Origin of the sequence: Haloglomus irregulare (assembly GCF_007421925.1) — an archaeon.
GTDB lineage: Archaea > Halobacteriota > Halobacteria > Halobacteriales > Haloarculaceae > Haloglomus > Haloglomus irregulare.
In genome coordinates, this window is the sequence record NZ_QMDX01000010.1 from 106,524 (window position 1) to 127,896 (window position 21,373).

The 21,373-nt window shown below is 72.6% G+C and carries 22 protein-coding genes and 1 other RNA gene; 12 read left to right on the forward strand and 11 right to left on the reverse strand.

What is annotated here, in order from left to right:
• The first annotated feature begins 108 nt into the window (after nucleotides 1-108).
• The gene (locus tag DP107_RS14410) at nucleotides 109-1,215 is read left to right on the forward strand and encodes a phosphoribosylaminoimidazolesuccinocarboxamide synthase (protein WP_144262836.1); all 1,107 of its coding nucleotides are present in this window, start codon (nucleotides 109-111) and stop codon (nucleotides 1,213-1,215) included.
• Nucleotides 1,216-1,233: 18 nt separating this feature from the next.
• Here the strand turns inward: DP107_RS14410 and DP107_RS14415 are convergent, their stop codons facing one another.
• Nucleotides 1,234-2,214 (reverse strand): formyltetrahydrofolate deformylase, encoded by a 981-nt coding sequence (locus tag DP107_RS14415; RefSeq protein WP_144262837.1) that lies wholly within the window; start codon nucleotides 2,212-2,214, stop codon nucleotides 1,234-1,236.
• A 141-nt stretch (nucleotides 2,215-2,355) separates the two neighbouring features.
• Between DP107_RS14415 and purS the strand changes: the two genes are divergently transcribed.
• Nucleotides 2,356-2,607: a phosphoribosylformylglycinamidine synthase subunit PurS gene (gene purS / locus DP107_RS14420; protein ID WP_144262838.1), complete on the forward strand. Its 252-nt coding sequence runs from the start codon at nucleotides 2,356-2,358 to the stop codon at nucleotides 2,605-2,607.
• 52 nt (nucleotides 2,608-2,659) lie between these two features.
• On the forward strand, nucleotides 2,660-3,337 hold the full coding sequence (gene purQ, locus DP107_RS14425; RefSeq protein ID WP_144262839.1) for a phosphoribosylformylglycinamidine synthase I: 678 nt from the start codon (nucleotides 2,660-2,662) through the stop codon (nucleotides 3,335-3,337).
• 125 nt (nucleotides 3,338-3,462) lie between these two features.
• Here the strand turns inward: purQ and DP107_RS14430 are convergent, their stop codons facing one another.
• The 4 genes from DP107_RS14430 to DP107_RS14445 all read right to left on the reverse strand — a co-directional run bounded on the left by DP107_RS14430 (nucleotide 3,463) and on the right by DP107_RS14445 (nucleotide 6,943).
• Nucleotides 3,463-4,527, reverse strand: coding sequence for an aldo/keto reductase (locus DP107_RS14430; RefSeq protein ID WP_144262840.1), 1,065 nt, complete (start codon nucleotides 4,525-4,527; stop codon nucleotides 3,463-3,465).
• A gap of 76 nt (nucleotides 4,528-4,603) precedes the next feature.
• Nucleotides 4,604-5,350 (reverse strand): endonuclease NucS, encoded by a 747-nt coding sequence (gene nucS / locus DP107_RS14435; protein WP_144262876.1) that lies wholly within the window; start codon nucleotides 5,348-5,350, stop codon nucleotides 4,604-4,606.
• 110 nt (nucleotides 5,351-5,460) lie between these two features.
• Nucleotides 5,461-6,072: a DUF6735 family protein gene (locus DP107_RS14440; protein ID WP_144262841.1), complete on the reverse strand. Its 612-nt coding sequence runs from the start codon at nucleotides 6,070-6,072 to the stop codon at nucleotides 5,461-5,463.
• A 91-nt stretch (nucleotides 6,073-6,163) separates the two neighbouring features.
• Nucleotides 6,164-6,943: an SDR family NAD(P)-dependent oxidoreductase gene (locus DP107_RS14445; protein ID WP_144262842.1), complete on the reverse strand. Its 780-nt coding sequence runs from the start codon at nucleotides 6,941-6,943 to the stop codon at nucleotides 6,164-6,166.
• Nucleotides 6,944-7,087: 144 nt separating this feature from the next.
• Between DP107_RS14445 and DP107_RS14450 the strand changes: the two genes are divergently transcribed.
• From DP107_RS14450 to DP107_RS14465, 4 genes are all read left to right on the forward strand, one after another.
• Nucleotides 7,088-7,897 carry a glycerophosphodiester phosphodiesterase gene (locus tag DP107_RS14450; protein ID WP_144262843.1) on the forward strand — a complete coding sequence of 270 codons (810 nt, stop codon included), beginning with the start codon at nucleotides 7,088-7,090 and terminating at the stop codon, nucleotides 7,895-7,897.
• Nucleotides 7,898-7,945: 48 nt separating this feature from the next.
• Nucleotides 7,946-8,455, forward strand: a complete 510-nt coding sequence (locus DP107_RS14455) for an AAA family ATPase (RefSeq protein WP_144262844.1) — start codon at nucleotides 7,946-7,948, stop codon at nucleotides 8,453-8,455.
• Between the two features lie 189 nt (nucleotides 8,456-8,644).
• Nucleotides 8,645-8,830, forward strand: a complete 186-nt coding sequence (locus DP107_RS14460) for a hypothetical protein (protein ID WP_144262845.1) — start codon at nucleotides 8,645-8,647, stop codon at nucleotides 8,828-8,830.
• A 573-nt stretch (nucleotides 8,831-9,403) separates the two neighbouring features.
• Nucleotides 9,404-11,398: a MutS-related protein gene (locus DP107_RS14465; RefSeq protein WP_144262846.1), complete on the forward strand. Its 1,995-nt coding sequence runs from the start codon at nucleotides 9,404-9,406 to the stop codon at nucleotides 11,396-11,398.
• Here DP107_RS14465 and DP107_RS14470 read toward each other — a convergent pair.
• Complete coding sequence (locus DP107_RS14470; protein WP_185977330.1) at nucleotides 11,391-13,079, reverse strand: glycosyltransferase family 39 protein; 1,689 nt, start codon at nucleotides 13,077-13,079, stop codon at nucleotides 11,391-11,393. The two genes, DP107_RS14465 and DP107_RS14470, sit on opposite strands and share 8 nt — an antisense overlap.
• A 178-nt stretch (nucleotides 13,080-13,257) precedes the next feature.
• Between DP107_RS14470 and DP107_RS14475 the strand changes: the two genes are divergently transcribed.
• The gene (locus DP107_RS14475) at nucleotides 13,258-14,640 is read left to right on the forward strand and encodes a glycosyltransferase (RefSeq protein WP_144262848.1); all 1,383 of its coding nucleotides are present in this window, start codon (nucleotides 13,258-13,260) and stop codon (nucleotides 14,638-14,640) included.
• Between the two features lie 9 nt (nucleotides 14,641-14,649).
• Here the strand turns inward: DP107_RS14475 and DP107_RS14480 are convergent, their stop codons facing one another.
• On the reverse strand, nucleotides 14,650-15,051 hold the full coding sequence (locus DP107_RS14480; RefSeq protein ID WP_144262849.1) for a hypothetical protein: 402 nt from the start codon (nucleotides 15,049-15,051) through the stop codon (nucleotides 14,650-14,652).
• Nucleotides 15,052-15,210: 159 nt separating this feature from the next.
• Between DP107_RS14480 and DP107_RS14485 the strand changes: the two genes are divergently transcribed.
• Nucleotides 15,211-16,044: a PspA/IM30 family protein gene (locus DP107_RS14485; RefSeq protein ID WP_144262850.1), complete on the forward strand. Its 834-nt coding sequence runs from the start codon at nucleotides 15,211-15,213 to the stop codon at nucleotides 16,042-16,044.
• 122 nt (nucleotides 16,045-16,166) lie between these two features.
• On the forward strand, nucleotides 16,167-17,225 hold the full coding sequence (locus tag DP107_RS14490; RefSeq protein ID WP_238330888.1) for a hypothetical protein: 1,059 nt from the start codon (nucleotides 16,167-16,169) through the stop codon (nucleotides 17,223-17,225).
• Between the two features lie 17 nt (nucleotides 17,226-17,242).
• Here the strand turns inward: DP107_RS14490 and DP107_RS14495 are convergent, their stop codons facing one another.
• The 4 genes from DP107_RS14495 to rnpB form a co-directional block, all read right to left on the reverse strand.
• Nucleotides 17,243-17,614 (reverse strand): hypothetical protein, encoded by a 372-nt coding sequence (locus DP107_RS14495; protein ID WP_144262851.1) that lies wholly within the window; start codon nucleotides 17,612-17,614, stop codon nucleotides 17,243-17,245.
• A 3-nt stretch (nucleotides 17,615-17,617) separates the two neighbouring features.
• Entirely contained in the window at nucleotides 17,618-17,965 is a 348-nt protein-coding gene (locus tag DP107_RS14500; RefSeq protein WP_144262852.1) for a hypothetical protein, read from the reverse strand.
• Between the two features lie 75 nt (nucleotides 17,966-18,040).
• Nucleotides 18,041-18,211, reverse strand: a complete 171-nt coding sequence (locus DP107_RS20175; RefSeq protein ID WP_185977331.1) for an HVO_0758 family zinc finger protein — start codon at nucleotides 18,209-18,211, stop codon at nucleotides 18,041-18,043.
• Nucleotides 18,212-18,289: 78 nt separating this feature from the next.
• Nucleotides 18,290-18,654: RNase P RNA component (gene rnpB / locus DP107_RS14505), an RNA gene on the reverse strand.
• A gap of 160 nt (nucleotides 18,655-18,814) precedes the next feature.
• Here rnpB and DP107_RS14510 point away from each other — a divergent pair.
• On the forward strand, nucleotides 18,815-20,143 hold the full coding sequence (locus DP107_RS14510) for an O-acetylhomoserine aminocarboxypropyltransferase/cysteine synthase family protein (protein ID WP_144262853.1): 1,329 nt from the start codon (nucleotides 18,815-18,817) through the stop codon (nucleotides 20,141-20,143).
• Nucleotides 20,143-21,357: a homoserine O-acetyltransferase MetX gene (gene metX, locus DP107_RS14515; RefSeq protein WP_144262854.1), complete on the forward strand. Its 1,215-nt coding sequence runs from the start codon at nucleotides 20,143-20,145 to the stop codon at nucleotides 21,355-21,357. The genes DP107_RS14510 and metX overlap by 1 nt, the downstream gene beginning before the upstream one ends.
• Nucleotides 21,358-21,373 lie beyond the last annotated feature (16 nt).

The following is a 21,373-nucleotide window of genomic DNA, read 5'->3' on the forward strand; positions in this document are numbered from 1 at the left end:
CACCCTCTGATACGGCTGGTGGGTCGAAAAGCCGTCCGGTGTCGCGAGGACCCCGCGGCCCGGCGCCGAAGGGGAAACCCCTTGCCGGCCGCCCGCCACCCGCCGGGCATGACCAGCGTCAAGGAGTTCGTCATCGAAGCGGCCGCGACGCCGTCCGCGCTCGGCCGCGGCCGGTTCGCGTTCACGGACGACTACTCCGTCTTCGACTGGGGGAAGATGCCCGACCCCATCCCCGGCAAGGGCGCCTCGCTCTGCGCGATGGGGGCCGCCAACTTCGAACTGCTCGAGGCGGAGGGCGTCCCCACGCACTACCGCGGGGTCGTGAGCGGGGCGTCGGGGACGCCCCGAGCGAACGGCGAAGCCGTGGACAGCGCCGGCGAGGTCGTCCCGCTGGCCGAGGCCGACGAGCCACCCCGCCAGATGGCCATCGACCTCTCGCGGGTACCCGACCTCCCCCACGAGGGTCGCACCTACGACTACGACGCGTTCCACGACGCGGCCGGCGGGAACTACGTCGTCCCGCTGGAGATCGTCTTCCGGAACACGATCCCCGTCGGGTCGTCGCTCCGGTCCCGGGCTGACCCCTCGGAGTTCGGCCTCTCCGGGTCGTGGCCCGACGAGCCGGTCGACCTGCCCACACCCCTCGTCGAGTTCTCGACGAAGTTCGAGGAGTCCGACCGCTACCTCGACCGCGCAGAGGCCGACCGTATCGCCGGCGCTGCCGACATCGACGAACTGGAGCGGGTCGCCCGCCAGGTCAACCGGCTCGTCACCGAGCGCGCCGACGAGGCCGGGCTGAAACACGAGGACGGGAAGATCGAGTGTATCTACGTCGAGAGCGGGGCGTCGGAGACGCCCCGAGCGAACGGCGACGCCGTGAGCGGGGAGGTTCGGGTCGCCGACGTGGTCGGCACGTTCGACGAGAACCGGTTCTCCCACGACGGCCAGCAGGTCTCCAAGGAAGTCGTCCGGCAGTACCACAAGCGCGAGCAGCCCGAGTGGGTCGCGGCCGTCGACGAGGCAAAGGAGCGCGCCAAGCGCGAGGACGTGGCCGACTGGCGCGACCGCTGTGAGCGCGACCCCGAGCCGCTCCCCGAGGGCGTGGTCGAAGCGATGAGCGACCTCTACACGGCGGGGGCGAACGCCTATCTCGACCGGGACCTGTTCGACGCGCCGTCGCTGGCCGACGCCGTCGAGCGCGCACGAGGGATCTGATCGACTCCTGGGACGGGCTCAGTCGTCCTCGGCGGGCGCCTCCGCGTCGGCGCCGTACTCCTCCAGTCCGTCCCCGTCGACGGGTTCGCTCGGTCGGAGCGACTGGGCCTCGTCCGGGAGGCCGAGTTGGTACTGCGACCGGTCGACCTCGTCGCGGAACTCCGTCCGGCCGTGGTAGACCGACACCGCGTCGTCCAGATGGAGGCGGACGGCCTCGACCAGCGCTTCGGCCTCGAGTGGCTGGCCGCGGCGCTCCAGCGTCTCCACGTCGGCGCCGGCGGGCGCGTCGAACGCGCGCTGGGTGATGACGGGCCCCTGGTCGAGGTCCGTGGTGACGTAGTGTGCCGTGACCCCGGCCACGCGGACGCCCTCCTCGCGGGCCTGTCGGTAGGCCTCGGCGCCGGGGAAGGCGGGCAGCAGCGACGGGTGGACGTTGATGATGCGGCTCTCGTACCGGAACACGACGTTCGGGCTGAGGATGCGCATGTACCGCGCCAACACCACCAGGTCGATCTCGTACTCGGCGAGCAGGTCGAGGAGGCGGTTCTCGTCGGGGACACCCTTCTCGTCGCCGACGTCGTGGAAGTCGACGCCGCGCTCGGCCGCCAGCGGCTCCAGGTCCGGGTGGTTCCCGATGACGACGCTGATCTCGGCGTCGAGTTCCCCCTCCTCGCGGGCGCCGAACAGCGCCTCCAGGCAGTGGGACTCCTTCGTCACGAGCACGGCCACGCGGTCGGTCTGGCGGTCGCTCGGGAACCGCACCTGGATGTCGACGCCGAGCTCCTCGCCGAGGTCGTGGAGGTCGTCCCGGAGCGTCTCGTCCTTGACGATCATCTCGTCCGTGTCGACGTGGAGCGTCATCCGGAAGACGCCGTCACGGACCGCCTGGTCGAGGTCCTCGATGTTGATGCCGCGCTCGAACAGCAGCGACGTGACCCGGGCGATGAGCCCCTTCTTGTCGCCGCCGACGACGACGATCTCCGTGTACTGGCGGGTCACGCTACCACCGCCGCGCTCGTGAGGCTGCTCATACCCCTCCGAACGCCCCGGTCGGCAAAAGTAGCCCGCTCCGGGATTCGGTCCCCCCGCCCCGCTCCGCCGAACAGAACCGTTTTGTTCGGGCGCCACCCGCCCTCAGACATGACCGCCTACACCGCCGTCGTGACGGTCCGGCTGAAGCGCGGTGTGCTGGACCCCGAGGCCGAACGCACCCAGGAGGCGCTCGAACGGCTCGGGTTCGAGTTGGGCGACCTCCGCTCGGCGGACCGCTTCGAGGTCGACCTCGACGCCGACTCCGCCGAGGCGGCCGCCGACCGCGCCGACGAGATGGCCGAGCGACTGCTCGCCAACCCCACCATCCACGACTACACGGTGGAGGTCGAGGAGCAGTGACCGTCGCCTCCACGATGACGGCGACGCCCGACGCCCACACGGGGTGGTCGCTGTGACCGTCGCCGTCATCAGGTTCGGTGGCTCGAACTGCGACCGCGACGCCGTCCGCGCCCTGGAGCACCTCGGCGTCGACGCCGAGATCGCCTGGCACGAGGACGGCCTGCCCGCCGACCCGTCCGGCGTCGTCATCCCCGGCGGCTTCTCGTACGGTGACTACCTCCGCGCCGGCGCGATGGCCGCGCGCTCGCCCGTCATGACGGAGGTCCGCGAGGCCGCCGCCGAGGGCACGCCCGTCCTCGGCGTCTGCAACGGCGCGCAGATCGGCTCCGAGTCCGGGCTGACCCCGGGCGCGTTCACCACCAACCGGAGCGCCCGCTTCCAGTGCGAGCAAGTCCACTGCCGGGTCGAGCGTGCGGACACACCCTTCACCGCCGCGTTCGACGAGGGCGACGTCGTCCGCCTTCCCATCGCCCACGGCGAGGGCCGCTTCGAGGCCGAGGACGACCGGTACGAGCGACTCGTCGCCGAGGACCGCGTGCTGTTCCGCTACTGCGACGCTGACGGGACCGTGACCGACGCGGCCAACCCGAACGGGTCGAAGGGCGGGGTCGCCGGGGTGCTGGGCGAGCGCGAGACCGTCGCGGTGCTGATGCCCCACCCCGAGCGCGCTGCGCTCCCGGACCTGCACGGCGGGACCGACGGCCGGGGGCTGCTGCGGGCGTTCGCCTGATTCCCGCCGGAACTGCCAGTATCTCGGGAGACTACCCTGTACGTAGCTCATAGTTCGGATAGTAGCCCCCAGCGAGCCTCAGTCGAGCAATCGGGAACGTAGCCGAGTAATCGAGCGCGACCGTCTCAGTCCCCGGCCGCGCTGGACAGCACGCCGGCGTCCCGCAGGTCATCGCCGCCGACGCTGGTCCGCAGGTCCCCGGCGGCCATCCCGTCGTCCTGGGAGGCGCCGAAGTTCTCGGCGGAGAGTTCCTCGACGCGCCGGAGTTCCTCGTCGTCCAGCGCGGGGGTGTCGGGCGCGGCGGCCCACTCGTCGATGTCGGCCTCGGTGCGGAAGGTCGGGGTGACGGAGGCCATCTCGTCGAACGAGAGCAGCCACTGGATGGCCGCCTGGCCCAGCGTCCGGGCGCCGTCCCGCTCGAGGAAGCGGACGTTCTCGACCTTCTCCCAGCCGGCCTCGTACCACGCGGTCGGGCGGTGGCCGCGGTGGTCGCCGGCCTCGAGTTCCGTCTCCGGCGTGACCTGCTCGTTCAGCAGTCCCGAGGAGTGGGGGACCCGGGCCATCAGGCTCGTGTCGGCGTTCTCGGCGCGGATGGTCTCGACGAAGTGCCGTCCGGGCGTCTGCTCGAACATGTTGAAGACGGTCTGGACGACGTCGAACTCGTGGGCGACGGCGGCGTCGCCCTCCGCGAGCCAGCCGATGGAGGGGCCCAGCGCCCAGCCGACCGCCTCGACGCGACCCTGCTCGCGCTGCTCGTCGAGCCACTCCAGCACGTCGGCGTCGACCTCGTCGGCGTTGGCGTTGTGCAGCTGGAGGAGCTCGACGTGGTCGACCCCGAGCCGGTCGAGCGACTTCTCGAAGGCCTCGTCCAGGTAGTCGACGTCGAGCTCCTTCGGGAGCTCGCCGTGCCCGGCCTGCGGGTTGTCGTAGAAGTCGTAGCCGACCTTCGTCCCGATGACGGCCTCGTCGCGGTGCTCGGCCAGCGCCCGACCCAGCAGCCGCTCGGAGTCGCCTTGGCCGTAGACGTCGCTGGTGTCGAAGTAGGTGACCCCGCGGTCGAGCGCGTGCTGGACCATCTCGACGGCCTGGTCCTCCGTGCGGTCGCCCCACCAGTCCGTGCCGACGACCCACGCGCCGAACCCGACCTCGCTGACCTCGACGCCGGAGTCGCCGAGTTCTCGATGTTGCATACCACTACGTCGGGCGTCGGCGCACTTAGCGGATGCGGTCGGTTCGGAGCCGCCGACCCGTCGCCGCCAGTAGCCCTCACTCGGGGTCGGGCGGGTCGAGCGCGACGAACTCCAGCCCCGCCTTGGCCAGCAGCCGCCGCGCCCGGTCGGTCACCGACGGCGCGACCAGTACCCCCCGCACCGCGGCGTCGTCGTGGAGGTCCCGCCGGAGCGCGTCCACGTAGCGCGAGAGCTGGCCGACGGCGTCCGGCCCGACCCGGCGGCGTTTCAGCTCCAGTACGACCGTCCGGCCGTCGGCGTCCTCGCCGTAGACGTCGACCGCACCCGCAGGCGTCCGGCGCTCCGTCGCCAGCGGCGTGAAGCCGGGTTCCACCAGCGTCGGGTCGTCGAGCACGCGCTCGCGGAGGTCCGCCTCGGTGCCCGTCAGCGCCAGTTCCTCGGCGTCGACCGCGTCGTAGGCCGAGACCTGTGCGACGGTCCCGAACTCGACCAGCAGCTCCTCGGCAGGCGTCGACCGCTCGCTCCGGACGCGGAGGCGCTCCTCGCCGTCGGTCTCGACGAGCGCCGGCTCGACGGTGCAGCCGGGGGGCTGCCAGTTGACCGGCTGCTGGCCCTCCTCGGTGTGGACGAGGACGCTCCCGTCGGGCTTGCAGACGAGCAGCCGGTCGCCGGGGCCGAGCGAGGAACTCGCCCGGCCGTCGTACTCGACGCGACAGCGGCCGAACACCGTCAGCAGGGCGTCCCCGGCCAGCGCACGCTCGCAGACCGCCAGCGCGGCCGTCGGCCCGGGGGCGACGACCGTCTCGACGCCACGGCCCGACACCGTGCCGTCCGGCGCCGTCGGGAGTCCGGGCTCGTCGTCCGTCTCCGCGTCCCCGCCGGCTTCGGTCCCGTCGCTCACTGCCGGCCGTAGCGGCGCCCGGGTCAAACCCGTCACGGTCCCGGGCCGTCGGCGACGAGCAGGCGGTCGGCCCCGACCCAGCGCGCGGCCGTCTCGCGCAGCGCACGCCGGGCGGTGGGCGGGTCGAGCCCACCGTCGACGGCCGCACCGAGCGCCTCGCGGGCGCCGCCGGCCCGCTCGCGGAGCGACGTGACCGACGTCGCGACGGGCACCAGCAGGCCGCCGGCGTCCGGGTCGACGGCGGTCCCGTCGAGCGTCCCGGCCACCGGCGCGAGGTCGAACGGGACGGCGGCGTATGTCGTCGCGTCGAACGACCGGTCGACGACGACCAGCGCCCGGTGGACGCCGAACGCGACCCGGTCGACGAGGCCATCGCGGGTGACGGCGACCGCCAGCGGCATCGGGTCCACGGCGGTGGCGGCCTCCGCGGGCACGCGACCCGCCACGGAGTCGGGGTCGATGCCGGTCGCGGTCAGCAGGTCGCGCAGTAGGCCGGCGGCCCACTCGGCCCGTGGGTCGGCGCCGCCGAAGGGGGTCGCCGGCGTCAGCCGCTCGACGAGACCGTCGCTCGCCCCCCAGTGGGCGTAGTGGAGGACGTACCGGCCGTCGGGTCGCTCGTAGGCGACGAGAGCGCGGTCGCTCACCGGCACCCCCGTGGTGGTGCTGTTCCGGCTGGCATCGCGACGGAGTGCCGCGGCTTCCGGTTTCAACTTCGGGGCCGCCGCGGGAGGCCCGCTATGTGATAGAGAACCCGCCGTCGACGACGAGGCCATGCCCGGAGATCCAGGAGGCCTCCTCGCTCAGCAGGAAGAGGATCGGTTCGGCGATCTCCTCGGGCTCGCCGAGGCGCTTGAGCGGGTACTGCCGAGCGGCCTTCTCCATGGCCTTCTCGGGGTCGCCCTTGGTCTCGAAGTACTGACGGCCCAGCGGCGTGTCGGTGAAGCCGGGGCAGACCGCGTTACACCGGACGCCGGCGGGGCCGGCCTCGGCGGCGACCGCCCGCGAGAAGTTGAGGACCGCGCCCTTCGTCAGCGAGTAGACCGACTGCTTGGGGAAGCCGAGGAAGCCGGCCAGCGAGGAGACGTTGACGATGGCCGCGTCGCCGTCACCCGCCTTCAGGTGCGGGAGCGTCGCCTGACAGCCGTTCCAGACCCCCCGCAGGTTCACGTCCACGACGTAGTCGAAGGTGCCGTCGCTCACGTCCTCGACGTTGGCGGGCGGGTGACCGGTACCGGCGTTGTTGACGACGCAGTCCAGGCCGTACTGGTCGGCGGTCCCGTCCGCCACCTCGCCGAACCGCTCCCGGTTCGTCACGTCCAGTTTCTCGAACTCGACGACGCCGTCCGGGTCGGCCTCCTGCACCATCGAGACGGTCTCCTGGCCGCCGTTACTGTCGACGTCCGTGGCGATGACGGTGGCGCCCGCCTCGGCACAGCGGATGGTGGTTTCACGGCCGATGCCGGAGCCAGCTCCCGTGACGAGGACCGTTCTGTCGGCGAGGCGTGTGGATGCCATACCCCGGCCAGTGCGCCGGACGACATAAATCGGTCCCACCGGCCCGGCGGCGGGTTGGCCGGCCGGGGTCCCGACGCGGACCGGGGGCAGACACGGCCGCCCGGCCGTCGGGAACGCCAAGTGCCCGGGCCACACCCGTCGGATATGGACCCCACGCTCGTCGCCCACCGCGGGTTCGCCGGGAGCTATCCGCAGAACACCGAGCTGGCCGTCCGTCGCGCCGCCGCGCACCCGGAGACGGCGATGGTAGAGGTCGACGTCCAGCCGGTCGCCGACGGGACGCCCGTCGTCTTCCACGACAGTCGACTCGATACCGCCGCGGACGGGGGCCCGGGCCTCACCGACCGCGAGGGCGTCGTCCACGAGACCCCGCTCGCCGAGGTGGTCGCCGCGGAGGTGCTGGATTCCGGGGAGACCGTCCCGACGCTGGCCGCGGTCCGGGACGCCCGTCCCGACGACGTCCGGCTGAACGTCGAGCTGAAGAACCCCGGCTCGTTCGACATCCGCCCGGGCGTCGACCTCGACGCCGACGACCGCGCCACCCAGCGGGAGCTGTGGCACCCGTTCGTCGCGCGTGTCCTCGACGTCCTCGACGGGACCGACGCCCTGCTCTCCTCGTTCTGCGAGGGCGCACTGGCGGCGGCAGGCGAGGCGGGCGACCACCCGACGGCCGCGCTCTGTGCCGGGACCGTCGACGCCGCCGTCGCGGTGGCGCGCCGGCACGACTGTGCGGCGGTCCACCCCTCGCTGGACGACCTGCTCGGCGACGACTCCCGGACGGACCCGCCGGCCCGGCCCGAGGCCCGCGACCGCGTGCTCGAGGCCGCCGCCGCACAGGGCTGGACGGTCAACGCCTGGACCGTGACCCGGTGGCACGAGGTCGCCCGGCTCGACCGCCTCGGCGTCGACGGCGTCATCGCGGACCACCCGGCGGTGACGTGGCCGGTAGGGTGAGGCGGTGGCTCCCGCTGGCTTTTTGCTGACCCTCCGTCAACCCGTAACATGCCCCGTCTCGTCGTCGTCTGTGGCCTGCCGGGGGTCGGGAAGTCCACGACTGCCGCCCGGGTCGCCGACCGCCTCGGGGCGGCCCTGCTGCGGACCGACGCCGTCCGCAAGGAGATCCGCCCGGAGCCCCGCTACGACCGCGTCGAGTCCCGCCGGGTGTACAGCCGGGTGCTGGACGAGGCCCACGGGCATCTGGCCGCCGGGCGCGAGGTCGTCCTCGACGGGACCTTCCAGAACGAGCGCCAGCGCGAGTGGGCGCGCGACCTGGCCGACGACGTCGACTGCGGCTTCGAACTGGTCCGGGTCGTCTGCGACGAGTCCGTGGCCGTCGAGCGCATCGCCGACCGCGACCTCGACGGCGAGTTGAGCGACGCCTCGCTCGGGACCTACCACGAACTGATGACGTCGTTCGACGAGCTCGCGCTGCCGCACGTCCGTATCGACAACTCCCGGTCGGAGGCGGCGACCGAGCGGCAGGTCGAGCGGTGGTGCGACCAGCTCCGGTAGCTCGGGCCCAGCCGGGAGCGTGACCTCGGCCGGCGCCGACCCGGACGCGTCGTACGCCCACACGGCCGGTCCGTCGGCCCGTATCTGCCGGTTGCGGCCGTCGCGGCCGAGGGTAAAGGCGTGGGCCGGCCGTGCACGGCGAGCGCACCGATGAGTGGGGTTTTATTATGTCGAGTGCCATCATGGCACATGGATATCGAAACCGACATCGGCCCGGACACGGTGACCGTGTACGTCAGCGGCGAGGTCGCGGGGACCCTCGACCGGGACTGGTGGCGCGACTGGACGGCCCGCATCGACAACGAACCCGAGGCGTGTCTGGCGTCCTGTCTCTCGTCGGCGGACGACGACCTCCGCGGATCGTTGGTCGAATAGGACCACTTCGGGGCACGAAAGGGCATAGTCCGTCGGTTATTCGAGTGATTACGGGAGTGTTCGCCGGGCAGATTCGAAACCGGCGTCGGGTCACGAACAGGGCCGCGACCGCACGGCTGACACGGCCCGCGGGACCGGCTAGGTGTGTGACCCCGTCGGGGAACCCACCCGCGGTTGTCCCCCGTCGGCCGCGACAGGAGCGTGTGGGTCCCCGTCCCGGCCGACGAGTTCGGGTTCGTCCGGTTCGAGACGGCGCCCGCGGCGGGGGACCCGCTGGTCGAGCACGTCCGCCTCGTGGACCCGCGGAAGCGGAGTCGGCTCCGGCTCGACGGCAGGCGCGCCACGGTCGAGGTGGTCCCCCGGCTGCCCGAACTACAGCCAGCAGCGGTCGTTCGAGCGCAGCGTGGCCGGCGAGGGCGCCGAGCGGCTGGGCGGGAACACCGCCGAGCGGGCGGCCGGACGGACGAGCGGGAACCCGCTGCGGTGGTCGCCGGAGGAGCGGTCGCCGCTCGGTTCCTGGCCCCCGCTCCGACCCGCTACCGTTTTGGGCCGTGCCGACCCCACACACGCCTGATGGACGTACGCGAGGTGCCGGGCGTCGGCGCCAAGACCGCCGACCGCCTCGCCGAGCTGGACGACCCGGAGCAGGCCCTGAGCGAGGGCGACGTGGCCGCCATCGCCCGCGCGCCGGGCATCAGCGACGGCCGCGCGGCCCGTATCGCCCGGGCGGCTATCCGGCACCGCCACGGCGACGACGGCGAGTTCCTCGCCACCGACCGGGCCCGGGAGCTGTACCGGGACGCGCTGGGCCTGCTCCAGGAGCGGGCCGTCACCGACTACGCCGCCCGGCGACTGGAGACGCTCTACCCCTCGGCCAGCGAGTCACGGGTCGCGGAGGTCCGGGGGTTCGCCGAGCGGGCGATGGGCCGCGAGCCCGACCCCGACGTACTGGAGGCGCTCGCGGGCGTCGAGCCGCTGGAGGCGCCGGGCGACGTCCGGGTGCGGGACCGCTGTCTGGCGACGAGCAACGCGGAGGCGTACTCGGCGGCCCGCGACGCGGTCCCCGAGATGAGCGTCGAACTGGTCGACGACGCCCGCGGGCTCGCGGAGCTGGCCCGGGGCTACTCGACGGTCGTCGCGCTGGACGAGCGGTTCGCGGGCGTCGAGGTCGAGGGCGACGTGCGCGTCGAGCCCCGGGCACTGGACGACCCCGAGCGCATCGTCCCCGAGCGGACGCTGGCCTTCTTCGCGCGCAACCGTGGGCCGCTGCGGGCGGCCGCGGCGGTGGCGCGCGAGGCCGGCCTCGACGCGCCGCTCGAGCCGGACGCGCTGGACGACGCGCTCGCCGAGTTGAACGACGACGGCACCGTCGCGGGCGACGAGGAGCTCCGGCGGCTGACCGACGCCGTCGACGACCTCGACGCCGCGGTGTCGATGGCCGAATCCGTCGCCAACGACCGGCTCCGGGCGGCTATCGAGGACCGGGACGTGACCGTCGAGGGGGCGGACCTGCTCTCGCTGGTCGAGCGGGGCGCCGGCGTCGATTCGCTGCTCGAACGGGAGCTGGCCGACGAGTACGCGGCGGCGGTCGACGCCGCCCGCGACCACCTCGTCGACGCGCTCGATCTCGCCGATCACACCGACATCGCGCGCCGGGCGTTCGCCGACGACCCGACGTTCCCCGTCGAGCACGACGAGCGGGCCGTCTCGCGGCTCCGCGAGGAGCTGACCGCCGCTCGGGACCGCCGCGCCACCGCCCGCAAACGCGACCTCGCCGCGGATCTCGCCGACCTCCGCGAGCCCGCCCACGAGCTGGTCGACGCGGGGCTCGAACTCGACGTGGAGCTGGCCGTCGCGCGGTTCGCGGCCGACTTCGACTGCACGATGCCGACCTTCGAGGGCCGGGGTATCGCCATCGAGGGCGGGCGCTCCCCGCTGCTGGACGTGCCCTTCGAGGAGGTGGAGCCGGTCGACTACGGTATCGAGGGGGTGGCGCTGCTCTCCGGGGTGAACTCCGGCGGCAAGACCTCGACGCTCGACCTGGTCGGACTCGTCGTCGTCCTCGGGCAGATGGGGCTCCCCGTCCCGGCCGAGTCGGCGCGGCTGGAGCGGTTCGAGGCGCTCCACTACCAGGCCAAGTCACAGGGGACGCTCGACGCGGGCGCGTTCGAGGCCACCCTCCGGGAGTTCGGCGACCTCGTGGTCGGCAGCGACCGCCGGCTGGTGCTGGTCGACGAGCTGGAGTCCATCACGGAACCGGGCGCGAGCGCAGTCATCATCGCGGGCATCCTCGAGGCGCTCGCCGAGGGGGACTCGACGGCGGTCTTCGTCTCCCACCTGGCCGCCGAGATCCGCGCCGAGTGCACCATCGACGTGACCGTCGACGGCATCGAGGCCGTCGGGCTGGAGGACGGCGAACTCGTCGTGAACCGGTCGCCGCGGAAGGACCACCTCGCGCGCTCGACGCCGGAGCTCATCGTCGAGAAGCTGGCCCGTGGCGGGGACGCCGAGGACGGGGCGTTCTACGAGGCCCTGCTCGCGAAGTTCGACGGGGGGGAGTCTAGATGAGGCTGCGTCGGCAGCCGAACGCCGCCGGGGGCGGAACCGACCCCGTCGCGTCCGGCCCGATGCCGTTCACCGCGCCGGCGCGTCGCTCGTAGCGTGTCACCTCGATGGCGACGAACGAGCGGGTCCGGGCGGGCACGTGCGTCCCCCGGACGGCGCCACGAAGCCGCCGTTCCTCGCGGGCGGAGGCGTGTGCAACGACGGTCCAGACGGTCGAGCGGTTGCGGACCGCGCGCTCGATGACGCCGCGTGGCGTCGGGTCGCCCCCCGTCGCCGAGTTCAGGTCGACGACCCCCCGGACCGCGAGGTCGCCGCGCCCCCGGTAACGGTCGTAACCGAACAGCGAGAGGCAGCCGTCGACCAGCACCAGGTCGCCCGGCGCCGCCCGGGTCTCCACGGCATCGACGGCCTCGTCCCACTGGTCCCTGGTGTCGGTCGTGTGGTAGGCCACAACCGGCGGGACGAGCGAGGAGACGAGCAGCACCACCAGCGCGACGCGGAGTACCAGCGCGAGGTGACGGCCGCGGCCATCGCCGTTCGCGGCCACCGACCGTCCCGCTTCGGGCTGCCGGCGGGTGGCGAGCCACGCGGCTACACGGTCGGTCAGAGCGGTGCCGCCGGCCGCGACCAGCAGGTAGCAGGCCGGTGCCGCCGGTAGCGCGTACCGGTACCAGAACACCGGCGTGAGGAGGTGCGAGGCAGCCACGAGAACGACCACCGGAGCGGCCGCCCAGCAGGCGACCAGCAGGGTCGCACCGACGGTCGGGGTCGGCGCTCGCACCCCGGTCGCGGCGGCGCCGAGCGGAGCCAGCGCCGCGAGCGCCGACCCGGCCAGCAGCACTCCGACCACGGCGCCGACGGCCGGCGTCGGCCAGGTGCCGAAGAAGATCAGCAGGGACCGGGCGACCGCCGCGGGCCCCGGGCGCGAGAGGTACGTCAGCCCGAAGCCGGTAGCGAACTCGTGAGCCGCCGCGACGACCAGCGGGACGAGCGAGAGCGCGACGAGGGCGGGAGCCCGTCGGCCGCCCGCCGTCCCCGGCCAGCCGCGGGTGTCGACCCCCCGCTCCCGAAGCCGGGACGCCAGCACGATGGAGGCGAGTCCGCCGAGGACCCCCAGCCCCCCGAACGGGTGGACGTAGGCAGCGCCGACCGACGTCAGGACGTAGCCGCCCGCCCAACGAGGGTCGTCGCGGCGCAGGAGACAGTAGTACGACGCCACGGTCAGGGCGGTCAGCAGCGCGTACATGCGGACCTCCTGTGCGTAGTAGAGCTGGAACCGGGAGAGGGCGGCGACGGTCAGCGCTAGCAGCCCGACGCGACGGTCGAAGAGACGGCGTCCGAGCCCGTAGACGAACGGGAGTGCGACGACCCCGAAGGCGGCCGAGAGGGCCCGGAGGCCGGCGTCGCTTCGCCCGACCAGCCCGACCCACAGGTCGAGCAGCACGTAGTACGGGGGGAGGTGGGGCTGCTCGCGGGGGACCGCCGTCAGGAGCTCCAGGGTCCCGAACCGCTCGATGACCACGGCGGTGATGGCCTCGTCGAGCCAGAGGCTCTCGGCGCCGAGCCCGTACAGCCGGAGCGTGGCCCCGGCGGTCACGACGAGTACGACGGCGAGCGCGTGTCCCGGGTGAGCGGCCGCGACCGCCGCGGCGCCGCGCACCCGCCGTCGGAGGGCACGGGCCACACGGGCAGGGGCTGGCGGGGGACCCATCGGTCGTGGTACCGCCGGCATCGGTAATGAACGTCGCGGAACCGTCCGCGAACGACGAGTCAGCCCGGTTCCCCCGCCATGACGCGTTACGCTCACGCGTCACGAAGCGGTATGAAAACCACTATGAGCGGCCGTGGAGACGTCCGCACTGATGAAAGTCAAGACGGCGGACGCGGCCGGCGTCTCCCTCCGAACGGTCCTCGTGTACGGACTGACGACATCGGTGCTGGTCGCCGCACTGACCCTCCCCACACTCGCCTCCGTGGCGTACGAGCGGACGCTCCGAACGGTCCTCCTCGTGCTCCTGCTGGGGCTGGTAGGTCGGACGTTCCTCGGCTCGCTGCTCGCGTTCGCCCGAACCGACCCGCCGACGGCGTTGCCGGAGGACCTGCCGCTCGTCAGCGTCGTCATCCCCGCGTACAACGAGGAGCCGGTCCTCGCCGACACCATCGAGGCCGCGCTCGCCGTCGACTACCCCAGCGACCGGCTGGAGGTCGTCGTCTGCTACGAGGCCGCCTCCACCGACCGTACCGCCGCCATCGCCGAGCGCTACGGCGATGAGCACGACGCGGTCAAGGCGGTCGAACGGGACGAACCAGGCGGGGGGAAGGCGAAGGCCACGAACTACGCGCTCCAGTACGCCACCGGTGAACTCATCGCTAGTATCGACGCGGACCACGAGTTCGATCCCGCCGCGGTCGAGCGGGCGGTCCGCTGGTTCCACGCCGACGAGGCGATCTGGTGCGTGAAGGGGCGCTGCTACGGCCGGAACCCGACCGACTCGCTGCTCGCGCTCCACGCGACCGTCGAGCGTCACATCGCCGAGCTCGCGGACCTGTTCGGTCGGCAGGTGTTCGGCGGCTTCACCATCTTCGGCGGGGGGCAGGCGTTCTTCCGCGCCGAGCTGTTCGACGAACTCGGGCCGTTCGACGAGGCGGTGCTCGTCGAGGACATCGACATGTCCGCGCGCATCCACGCACACGGCAAGCGGATCCAGGTCGACCCGTACACCCTGACATACGAGGAGAACCCGGCCACCCTCTCCGGTTGGTGGAGCCAGCGCTCGCGATGGGCGCGCGGCTGGATGCAGGTCGCGGTGCGGCATCTGCCCCGGTTGTCCCGGAATCGGACGTTGAGCCGACGGGAGCGGGCCGACGCGGTCTACACCTTCAGCTACGCACTGTTGCCGGTGCTGCTGGTGCTCGTCGCGCCACTGTTCGTGCTCGACCGGCTGGCGCTGGACAGCTCCACCTGGCTCGCGGGCGACGGTTACCTCTGGACCGCCGTCGGTCTCAGCCCGGTCGTCTGCTCGTATCTCGTCTTCGCCCGGGATCGCCGGGCGGGCCACAGCCACCACCCCCTGGAGTATCTGGCGGCGTTCACGCTCTGGTTCTACCTCTTCTTCCAGAGCGTCGTCTACGTCGCGGCCTTCCTCGACGAGTTCGTCTTCGACCGGGAGCTGGTGTACGTGACGACCTCGCGCACGGGGGACGCGGGGGAGGCGGAGCCCGAACGGGCACCGGGCGACGACTGAGCAGCCGGCTCAGGCCTCCTCGGCGTCCTCGTCGCCGCCGAGTCGTGCGCCGAACGCCTGGAGCCGGTCGGCCAGCGGTGCGAACCCGAAGTTGAACACGCCGGCCAGTGTCAGCAGCGCGCCGAGGAACGCCGGCGACCCACCCGACGGCGGCACGACGATGGGGTAGAGCCAGACGAGGATGCCGCTGATGATGAACCCCATCGAGACGCCGCGCTGGATGCCCTCCGTGTACTCGAACACCATCGCGGCGATACCCAGGAACCCGAAGACGCCCACGAGGGGCCCGTACGGGTCCGCGGAGATGGTGCTCGCCCCGAAGGTCATGAGGCCCGCGGCGATGGAGCCGACGCCCATCAGCCGCATCTGCCGGCGCTTCGGGTCCACCTCCACCTCGACGTCGTCTGGCATAGCTGGCTGTGGGGGCGCCGCACGCTAATCGGTATCGGTCAGCCGGGGAGCGCCCGGAACCCGGCGAGGGCGGCCGTCCGGCGCCGGCAGGCCGGTGGCGGCGTCCGCTGCCCCGGTGGACGTGGGAAATTTATGCCCCCAGCCGCCCAACGCGGGGACATGGGAATCCTCTCTCGGGCCTCGTACGTCGTCCGATCGAAGTTGAACGCCCTCGTCTCCAGCCAGGAGGACCCCTCCGAGACGCTGGACTACAGCTACGAGAAGATGCGCGACGAGCTCCAGGACGTCAAACAGGGTATCGCCGACCTGACGACCCAGAAGAAGCGCCTGGAGATACAGAAGCGCCGGCTGGAGGAGAACGTCGAGAAGCACAACCAGCAGGCCCGCGAGGCGGTCCAGGCCGGCCGTGACGACCTCGCCCGCAAGGCCCTGGAGAAGAAGAAGGAGAAGATGACCCAGATCGAGGACCTGGAGACCCAGATCGCCGACCTGCAGAACACCCAGGACCGGCTCGTCGAGAAGAAGGACGAACTCCAGGACCGCATCGAGCGGTTCAAGACCGAGAAGGAGACGATGAAGGCCCGCTACGAGGCCGCGGAGGCCAGCGCCCGCGTCTCGGAGGCCATGAGCGGCGTCGGGGACGAGATGGACGAGACCGCTCGCGCCATCGAGCGCTCCCGCGAGCGGACCGAGGAGATGGAGGCCCGCGCCGAGGCGATGGACGAGCTGCAGGACTCGGGCGCCTTCGACGACGCCCTCTCGGACGAGGACGACATCGACAAGGAGCTGCGGGAGATGCGCTCCAGCAGCGAGGTGGAGGCGGAGCTGGAGACGCTGAAGACCGAGGCCGGCCGCGGGTCGACCGAGGCGGTCGAGACGGACGGGGCGACCGGGGACGAACCGAACGACGACGAGGTGGCGACGGAACTGGCGGACCTGAAGAAGGGGGCGGAAGGGGAGGCCGAGTCGGAGTCCGAGGAGGACTCGAACTGAGCCACGCGGCCGCCGCAGCGTCCACCCGTTCGCCCTTCGTCAACGACTAAGGGCGCGACGGCTGTCGTCCCGGGCATGCATCCGCCCGCGCGGCGACCGGACGACCGGAGGGGGAGCCGGCCGTGAGCAGCGAGACGACCGACGACGCGGGCGCCGACGCGGCGGAGTCGATGGCCGAGCGGAGCGAGGGCGACACGACGCTCGCGTACCTCCTGCTCGGGGCGGACCGCCGCCTCGTGACCCTGGGACTGCTGGTCGGGCTGTTCGCCGCGCTCCTGCTCGTGGCGGTCGCGGTCCCCGGGGCGGGGGCCGCCGTCCGGGCGGGCGACCCGGTCGAGACGCTGTTCCAGGCGCTCGTCGGTGCCACCGTCACGGGCGTCACGCTGGTGCTGACGCTGAACCAGCTCGTCCTCTCACAGGAGCTGGGCGCGGTCGGCGACCAGCGCGAGCGGATGGAGGACGCGATGGCGTTCCGGGCGGACGTCGCCGACCATCTCGTGGACCCCGTCGCGCCCGCCGAGCCCTCGGCGTTCCTGCGGGCGATGGTGACGGCGACCGGCGACCAGGCCGACCGCCTCCTGGACGCCGTCGACGCGGGGAGGGACGACGAGGCCGGTCGGGGGGTCCGTGACCTCGCCGAGAGCGTCGACACCGCCGCCCGGCTGGCGAGCGGCTCCCTCTCCGGGGCGACGTTCGGCCGGTTCACCGTCGTCGGCGCCGCGCTCGACTTCGAGTACTCCCGGAAGCTCTACCGGGCCCGCCAGCTCCGGGAGGCACACGGCGACCAGCTTCCGGACGAGGCCCGCGACGCCCTCGCGGAGCTGGAGGAGCTGCTCCGGCTGTTCGGCCCCGCCCGCGAACAGTTCAAGACGCTCTACTTCCGGTCCGAGCTGGTCGACCTCTCGCGGCTGGTCCTGGTCGCGTCGCTCCCGTCGCTGGTCGTCACGGTGTCCGTGCTGGCGTTCTTCGAGCCCACCACGGCGCCGCTCGCCACGCCCGTCGGCATCGACGCGGCGGCGCTGGTCGTCTGTACCGCGACGGCGCTGGCGCTGCTCCCGTTCCTGATCCTGCTCTCGTACGTGCTCCGCATCGCCACCGTGGCGGGGCGGACGCTCTCGATCGGGCCGTTCATCCTCCGGGAGACCGACCGCGAGGCGACGACGGAGACCGACACCGGATGAGGGGGTCGCGGCCGCCACTACCCGAGCAGGAGCGCCGCGGCGGCACCCGCGCACAGCCCGACAGCGACGACGGCGGCGAGTTCGTACCAGCGCCGCGGCACGGGGAGGGTCCCACGGGCGTATCCGGCCGGCCGGCGGGCGTAGTGGGCGGCGAGGACGACCTGCGCGGCCGCGGTCGCGCCGAGCAGCCACGGGTCGCCCGCCGCGAGCCCGCCGGCACGGGCCGCCGCCAGGCCGCCGAAAGCGACGGCCGCCAGCGTCAGGCCGAGCGCCCGGAACTCCGCCCGCACCAGCGGCCGGCACAGGCACGGCACAGCCGGTGACAAGGGCGTCGCGTCGTGCCCTCCGTCGGTGGTGTCCTCGGGCGGATCGCCGTTGGTCGTCGGCATCACTCAGACGAACTCTCGGACGTCGGAGTACCACATGTCGTGGTGGTCGACGGCGTCGATGCGCGGGGCGATCTTCGCCGCGATGACGTGCCAGCAGAGCTCGTCCGGGTCCTCGGTGTCGAGGTTGTACTGGCTGTCCTCGCAGGTGCAGCCGCCCCGCTCGACGACGTACTCCTCGGAGTAGCCGACGACGACGGTGAAGTCGCGGTACCCCTTGACGCGCTGCTCGCCGACCGCCTCGATGGCCCGGCGGCCGCGCTTGCCGTGGGCCTCGATGATACGGTCGACCACGTCGGGGGTCAACTCGCCCGCCGTAGCGAGCGCCTCGGTCCACTCCGCGACCGTGCTCACTTCCGGAACTCGGTGACGCGGGCACAAAACCGTTCGGTGCGGTCCGACGCCCGTCAGCCGGCGGTCGGCGGCGAGCTACCCGACCTGCTGCCACTCCCGGCCACACTCCGGGCAGCTCCGGAGCTTTCCCAGCCCGTCGGGGTTGTCTCTCGTGGCCAGGGTCTCGCCACACTCCGCACACAGCAGCCGCTCGTAGGTGTCCTTCGTGATCTGCTCGGAGCGAAGTCCCTTGCGGACGGAGTCCATAGCCGCCCGTATGCGACCCCCTGTCAAAAGCCCGGCGGCGGTCGGGCCCCGGCCGGCGCCGCCGCTCCCCACGAGAGTGGCTGAGGGGAGTAAGCCCCCTTCTGTTCGGCCCGGCATTCGGCTGAGCGCCCGCCGCCGTGTCCGGGCTACCGGCGCGGCGGGCTTGCACCGGCGAGGGTTCGCCGTTCCATCCGTTCCCGGTCGTCGACGTTCAACGGGTTAACTGGGTTACCTTGCGGCTCGCTTCACGCGCTCGCGGGCCGGGCCCGCTCGCGCCGGGGGCCTTGCGGCCCCTCGCGCATCATCACTCTGACCGGGGGGTCTCGTTGCTGTTCCAGTGCCGGCGGTCTCCCGCCCCGGGCTTGCGCCCGGTCGCCTGCCCGGACGGTGGGGGGACTTTCCTCATGCGCCACCGTGCGCACGGGGGCCGGGCTCCCTCTGCCGCTCCGACGTATGCTGTGGGGCGTCTTGAGGGGTTCGGTCGTGCCGACGAGGGGGCCGCTGGCCCGCGCGGGCCCGGCCCGGCCCCCGTGTCACGCCGACCCAGTCAAATATTGCCGTAACTGTGGGTTATAGATTCCTAGAGATATATGCACGTCACACATGACCAACGAGCAGCCGGACGACCTCGCTGACCTGGGCTTCGGCACCCGCTGTGTCCACGCCGGCCACGAGCCCGACCCCGAGACGGGGGCGTCGGCGACGGCCATCCACCAGACCACGTCGTACGAGTTCCCGGACGCCGACACGGCCGCCGACCTGTACGCGCTGGACGAGGTCGACCACATCTACTCGCGCATCAGCAACCCCACGACCCGGAAGCTGGAGCGGCGCCTCGCCTCGCTCCACGGCGGCAGCGACGCGGTCGCCACGGCCAGCGGGATGGCCGCGCTCGACGCCGCCACCTTCGTCCTCGCCGAGGCCGGCGACAACGTCGTCTCCTCCTCGGCCATCTACGGCGGGACCCACTCCTACCTCACGGGCACCGCCGGTCGTCGCGGTGTCGAGACCCGGTTCGTGGACACGCTCGACCCGGACGCCTACGCCGAGGCCATCGACGAGGACACCGCCTACGTCCACGTCGAGTCCGTCGGCAACCCCGCGCTGGTGGTGCCGCCGTTCGAGGAGATCGCCGAGGTGTCTCACGACCACGGCGTCCCCCTGTTCGTCGACAACACGTTCGCGACGCCCGCGCTCTGTCGCCCGTTCGACTACGGCGCCGACCTCGTCTGGGAGTCGACGACCAAGTGGATCCACGGCTCCGGCACGACCGTTGGCGGGATTCTCGTCGAGTCCGGCGATTTCCCCTGGGCCGACCACCCCGAGCGGTACCCGGAGGTCGGCGGCCCGAACCCGGCGTTCCACGGGCTGAACTTCGCCGAGGCGTTCGGCGACCGCGCGTTCACGATGGCCGCGCGCCAGCGCGCGGTGCGGTCGGTCGGCAGCGGGCAGTCCCCGTTCGACGCTTGGGCCACGCTCCAGGGGCTGGAGACGCTCTCCCTGCGGATGGAGCGCCACTGCGAGAACGCCACCGTCGTCGCCGAGGCGCTGCAGGCACACGAGGACGTGGCGTGGGTCATCCACCCCGGGCTCGAGTCCCACGAGACCCACGCCAACGCCCGGCGCTACCTCGACGGCGGGTTCGGCGGTATGATCGCCTTCGGCCTGGAGGGCGGCTACGAGGCCGGCAAGCGCGTCTGCGAGGAGACGGAACTCGCGCGCTTCCTCGCCAACATCGGCGACGCCCGGACGCTGCTCATCCACCCCGCCTCCACCACCCACGCCCAGCTGAGCGAGGCGGAACAGCGCGCCTCCGGCGTGACGCCGGACCTCGTCCGGCTCTCGGTCGGCATCGAGGACCCCGCCGACATCGTGGCGGACCTGGAACGGGCCATCGAACGCGCGTCCGTCGCCACCGGGGCAGCCGACTGATGGAGGGCGTCCCGCACGAGGCCGACACGGTGTCGGTCGGCGAGTTCACCTTCGAGTGCGGCGAGGCGGTTCCGGATCTGGAACTCTCGTACGAGGCCTACGGGGAGTTCACCGGCGACAACGCCGTCCTCGTCTGCCACGCGCTGACCGGGAGCGCCCACGTCGCCGGCCGCCGGCGCCGCGGCGGCACGGACACCGCGGGGCAGGCCCGGGCCTGGTGGGACGATATCGTCGGCGCCGGGAAGGCCATCGACACGGCCTCGTACTACGTGGTCTGCGTGAACGTCCCCGGCTCCTGCTACGGCTCCTCGGGCCCGTCGTCCGAGGGCCCGGACGGCGAGCCCTGGGGCACCGACTTCCCGCCCGTGACCGTCGGGGACTGGACCCGCGCGCAGCGCCGGCTGCTTGACCGCCTCGGCGTCCCCAACCTCCACGCCGTCGTCGGCGGCTCCGTCGGCGGCATGAACGCGCTGGACTGGGCCAAGCGCCACCCCGACCACGTGGACCGGGTCATCCCCGTCGCGACCGCCGCGCGGCTGGACCCGCAGATCGTCGCCCTCGACGGCATCGCCCGCCGGGCCATCACCGCCGACGGCGCCTGGCAGGGCGGCGACTACTACGGCGGTCCCCGCCCGGAGCACGGCCTCGCCATCGCCCGGCAGATCGGTCACGTCACCTACCTCTCGAAGTCCTCGATGAGCGATAAGTTCGGCCGCCGCTCCGCCTCGCGGGACGCCGCCCGCGACAGCTTCCCGGTCGACCCCGCGGCCGACTTCTTTCCCTACCGGGACGTCGAGTCGTACCTCGACTACCAGGGCGGGAAGTTCGCCGAGCGGTTCGACCCGAACAGCTACCTCTACCTCTCGCGGGCGATGGACAACTACGACCTCGCGTCGGGCCACGAGTCCGACGCCGACGCGCTGGCCGCCTTCGACGGCGAGGCGATGCTCGTCTCCTTCACCGGCGACTGGCATTTCACCGTCAGCCAGGCCGAGGAACTCGCCGACGCGTTCCGTGCCGCCGGCGCCCGCACCGCCCACCACGTCGTCGACTCCGACCACGGCCACGACGCCTTCCTCGTCGAGCCCGACCGGGTCGGCCCGCCACTGGCCGACTTCCTCGCCGACGGCGTCCGCGGCAAGTCCGTCACCGACACGGCCGACGAGGACGGCGAGAGCGAGTTCGCGCCCGTCCATACGAGCCTCTTCGGCTGAGCTCTCTACTCGTCGG

What these genes read in the sequence shown, in the direction of transcription:
- DP107_RS14410 (WP_144262836.1), top strand. Translation starts at nt 109, where the DNA reads ATGACCAGCGTCAAGGAGTTCGTCATCGAAGCGGCCGCGACGCCGTCC.
- purS (WP_144262838.1), top strand. Translation starts at nt 2,356, where the DNA reads ATGACCGCCTACACCGCCGTCGTGACGGTCCGGCTGAAGCGCGGTGTG.
- DP107_RS14430 (WP_144262840.1), bottom strand. Translation starts at nt 4,527, where the DNA reads ATGCAACATCGAGAACTCGGCGACTCCGGCGTCGAGGTCAGCGAGGTC.
- DP107_RS14445 (WP_144262842.1), bottom strand. Translation starts at nt 6,943, where the DNA reads ATGGCATCCACACGCCTCGCCGACAGAACGGTCCTCGTCACGGGAGCT.
- DP107_RS14450 (WP_144262843.1), top strand. Translation starts at nt 7,088, where the DNA reads ATGGACCCCACGCTCGTCGCCCACCGCGGGTTCGCCGGGAGCTATCCG.
- DP107_RS14455 (WP_144262844.1), top strand. Translation starts at nt 7,946, where the DNA reads ATGCCCCGTCTCGTCGTCGTCTGTGGCCTGCCGGGGGTCGGGAAGTCC.
- DP107_RS14460 (WP_144262845.1), top strand. Translation starts at nt 8,645, where the DNA reads ATGGATATCGAAACCGACATCGGCCCGGACACGGTGACCGTGTACGTC.
- DP107_RS14465 (WP_144262846.1), top strand. Translation starts at nt 9,404, where the DNA reads ATGGACGTACGCGAGGTGCCGGGCGTCGGCGCCAAGACCGCCGACCGC.
- DP107_RS14475 (WP_144262848.1), top strand. Translation starts at nt 13,258, where the DNA reads ATGAAAGTCAAGACGGCGGACGCGGCCGGCGTCTCCCTCCGAACGGTC.
- DP107_RS14480 (WP_144262849.1), bottom strand. Translation starts at nt 15,051, where the DNA reads ATGCCAGACGACGTCGAGGTGGAGGTGGACCCGAAGCGCCGGCAGATG.
- DP107_RS14485 (WP_144262850.1), top strand. Translation starts at nt 15,211, where the DNA reads ATGGGAATCCTCTCTCGGGCCTCGTACGTCGTCCGATCGAAGTTGAAC.
- DP107_RS14495 (WP_144262851.1), bottom strand. Translation starts at nt 17,614, where the DNA reads ATGCCGACGACCAACGGCGATCCGCCCGAGGACACCACCGACGGAGGG.
- DP107_RS20175 (WP_185977331.1), bottom strand. Translation starts at nt 18,211, where the DNA reads ATGGACTCCGTCCGCAAGGGACTTCGCTCCGAGCAGATCACGAAGGAC.
- DP107_RS14510 (WP_144262853.1), top strand. Translation starts at nt 18,815, where the DNA reads ATGACCAACGAGCAGCCGGACGACCTCGCTGACCTGGGCTTCGGCACC.
- metX (WP_144262854.1), top strand. Translation starts at nt 20,143, where the DNA reads ATGGAGGGCGTCCCGCACGAGGCCGACACGGTGTCGGTCGGCGAGTTC.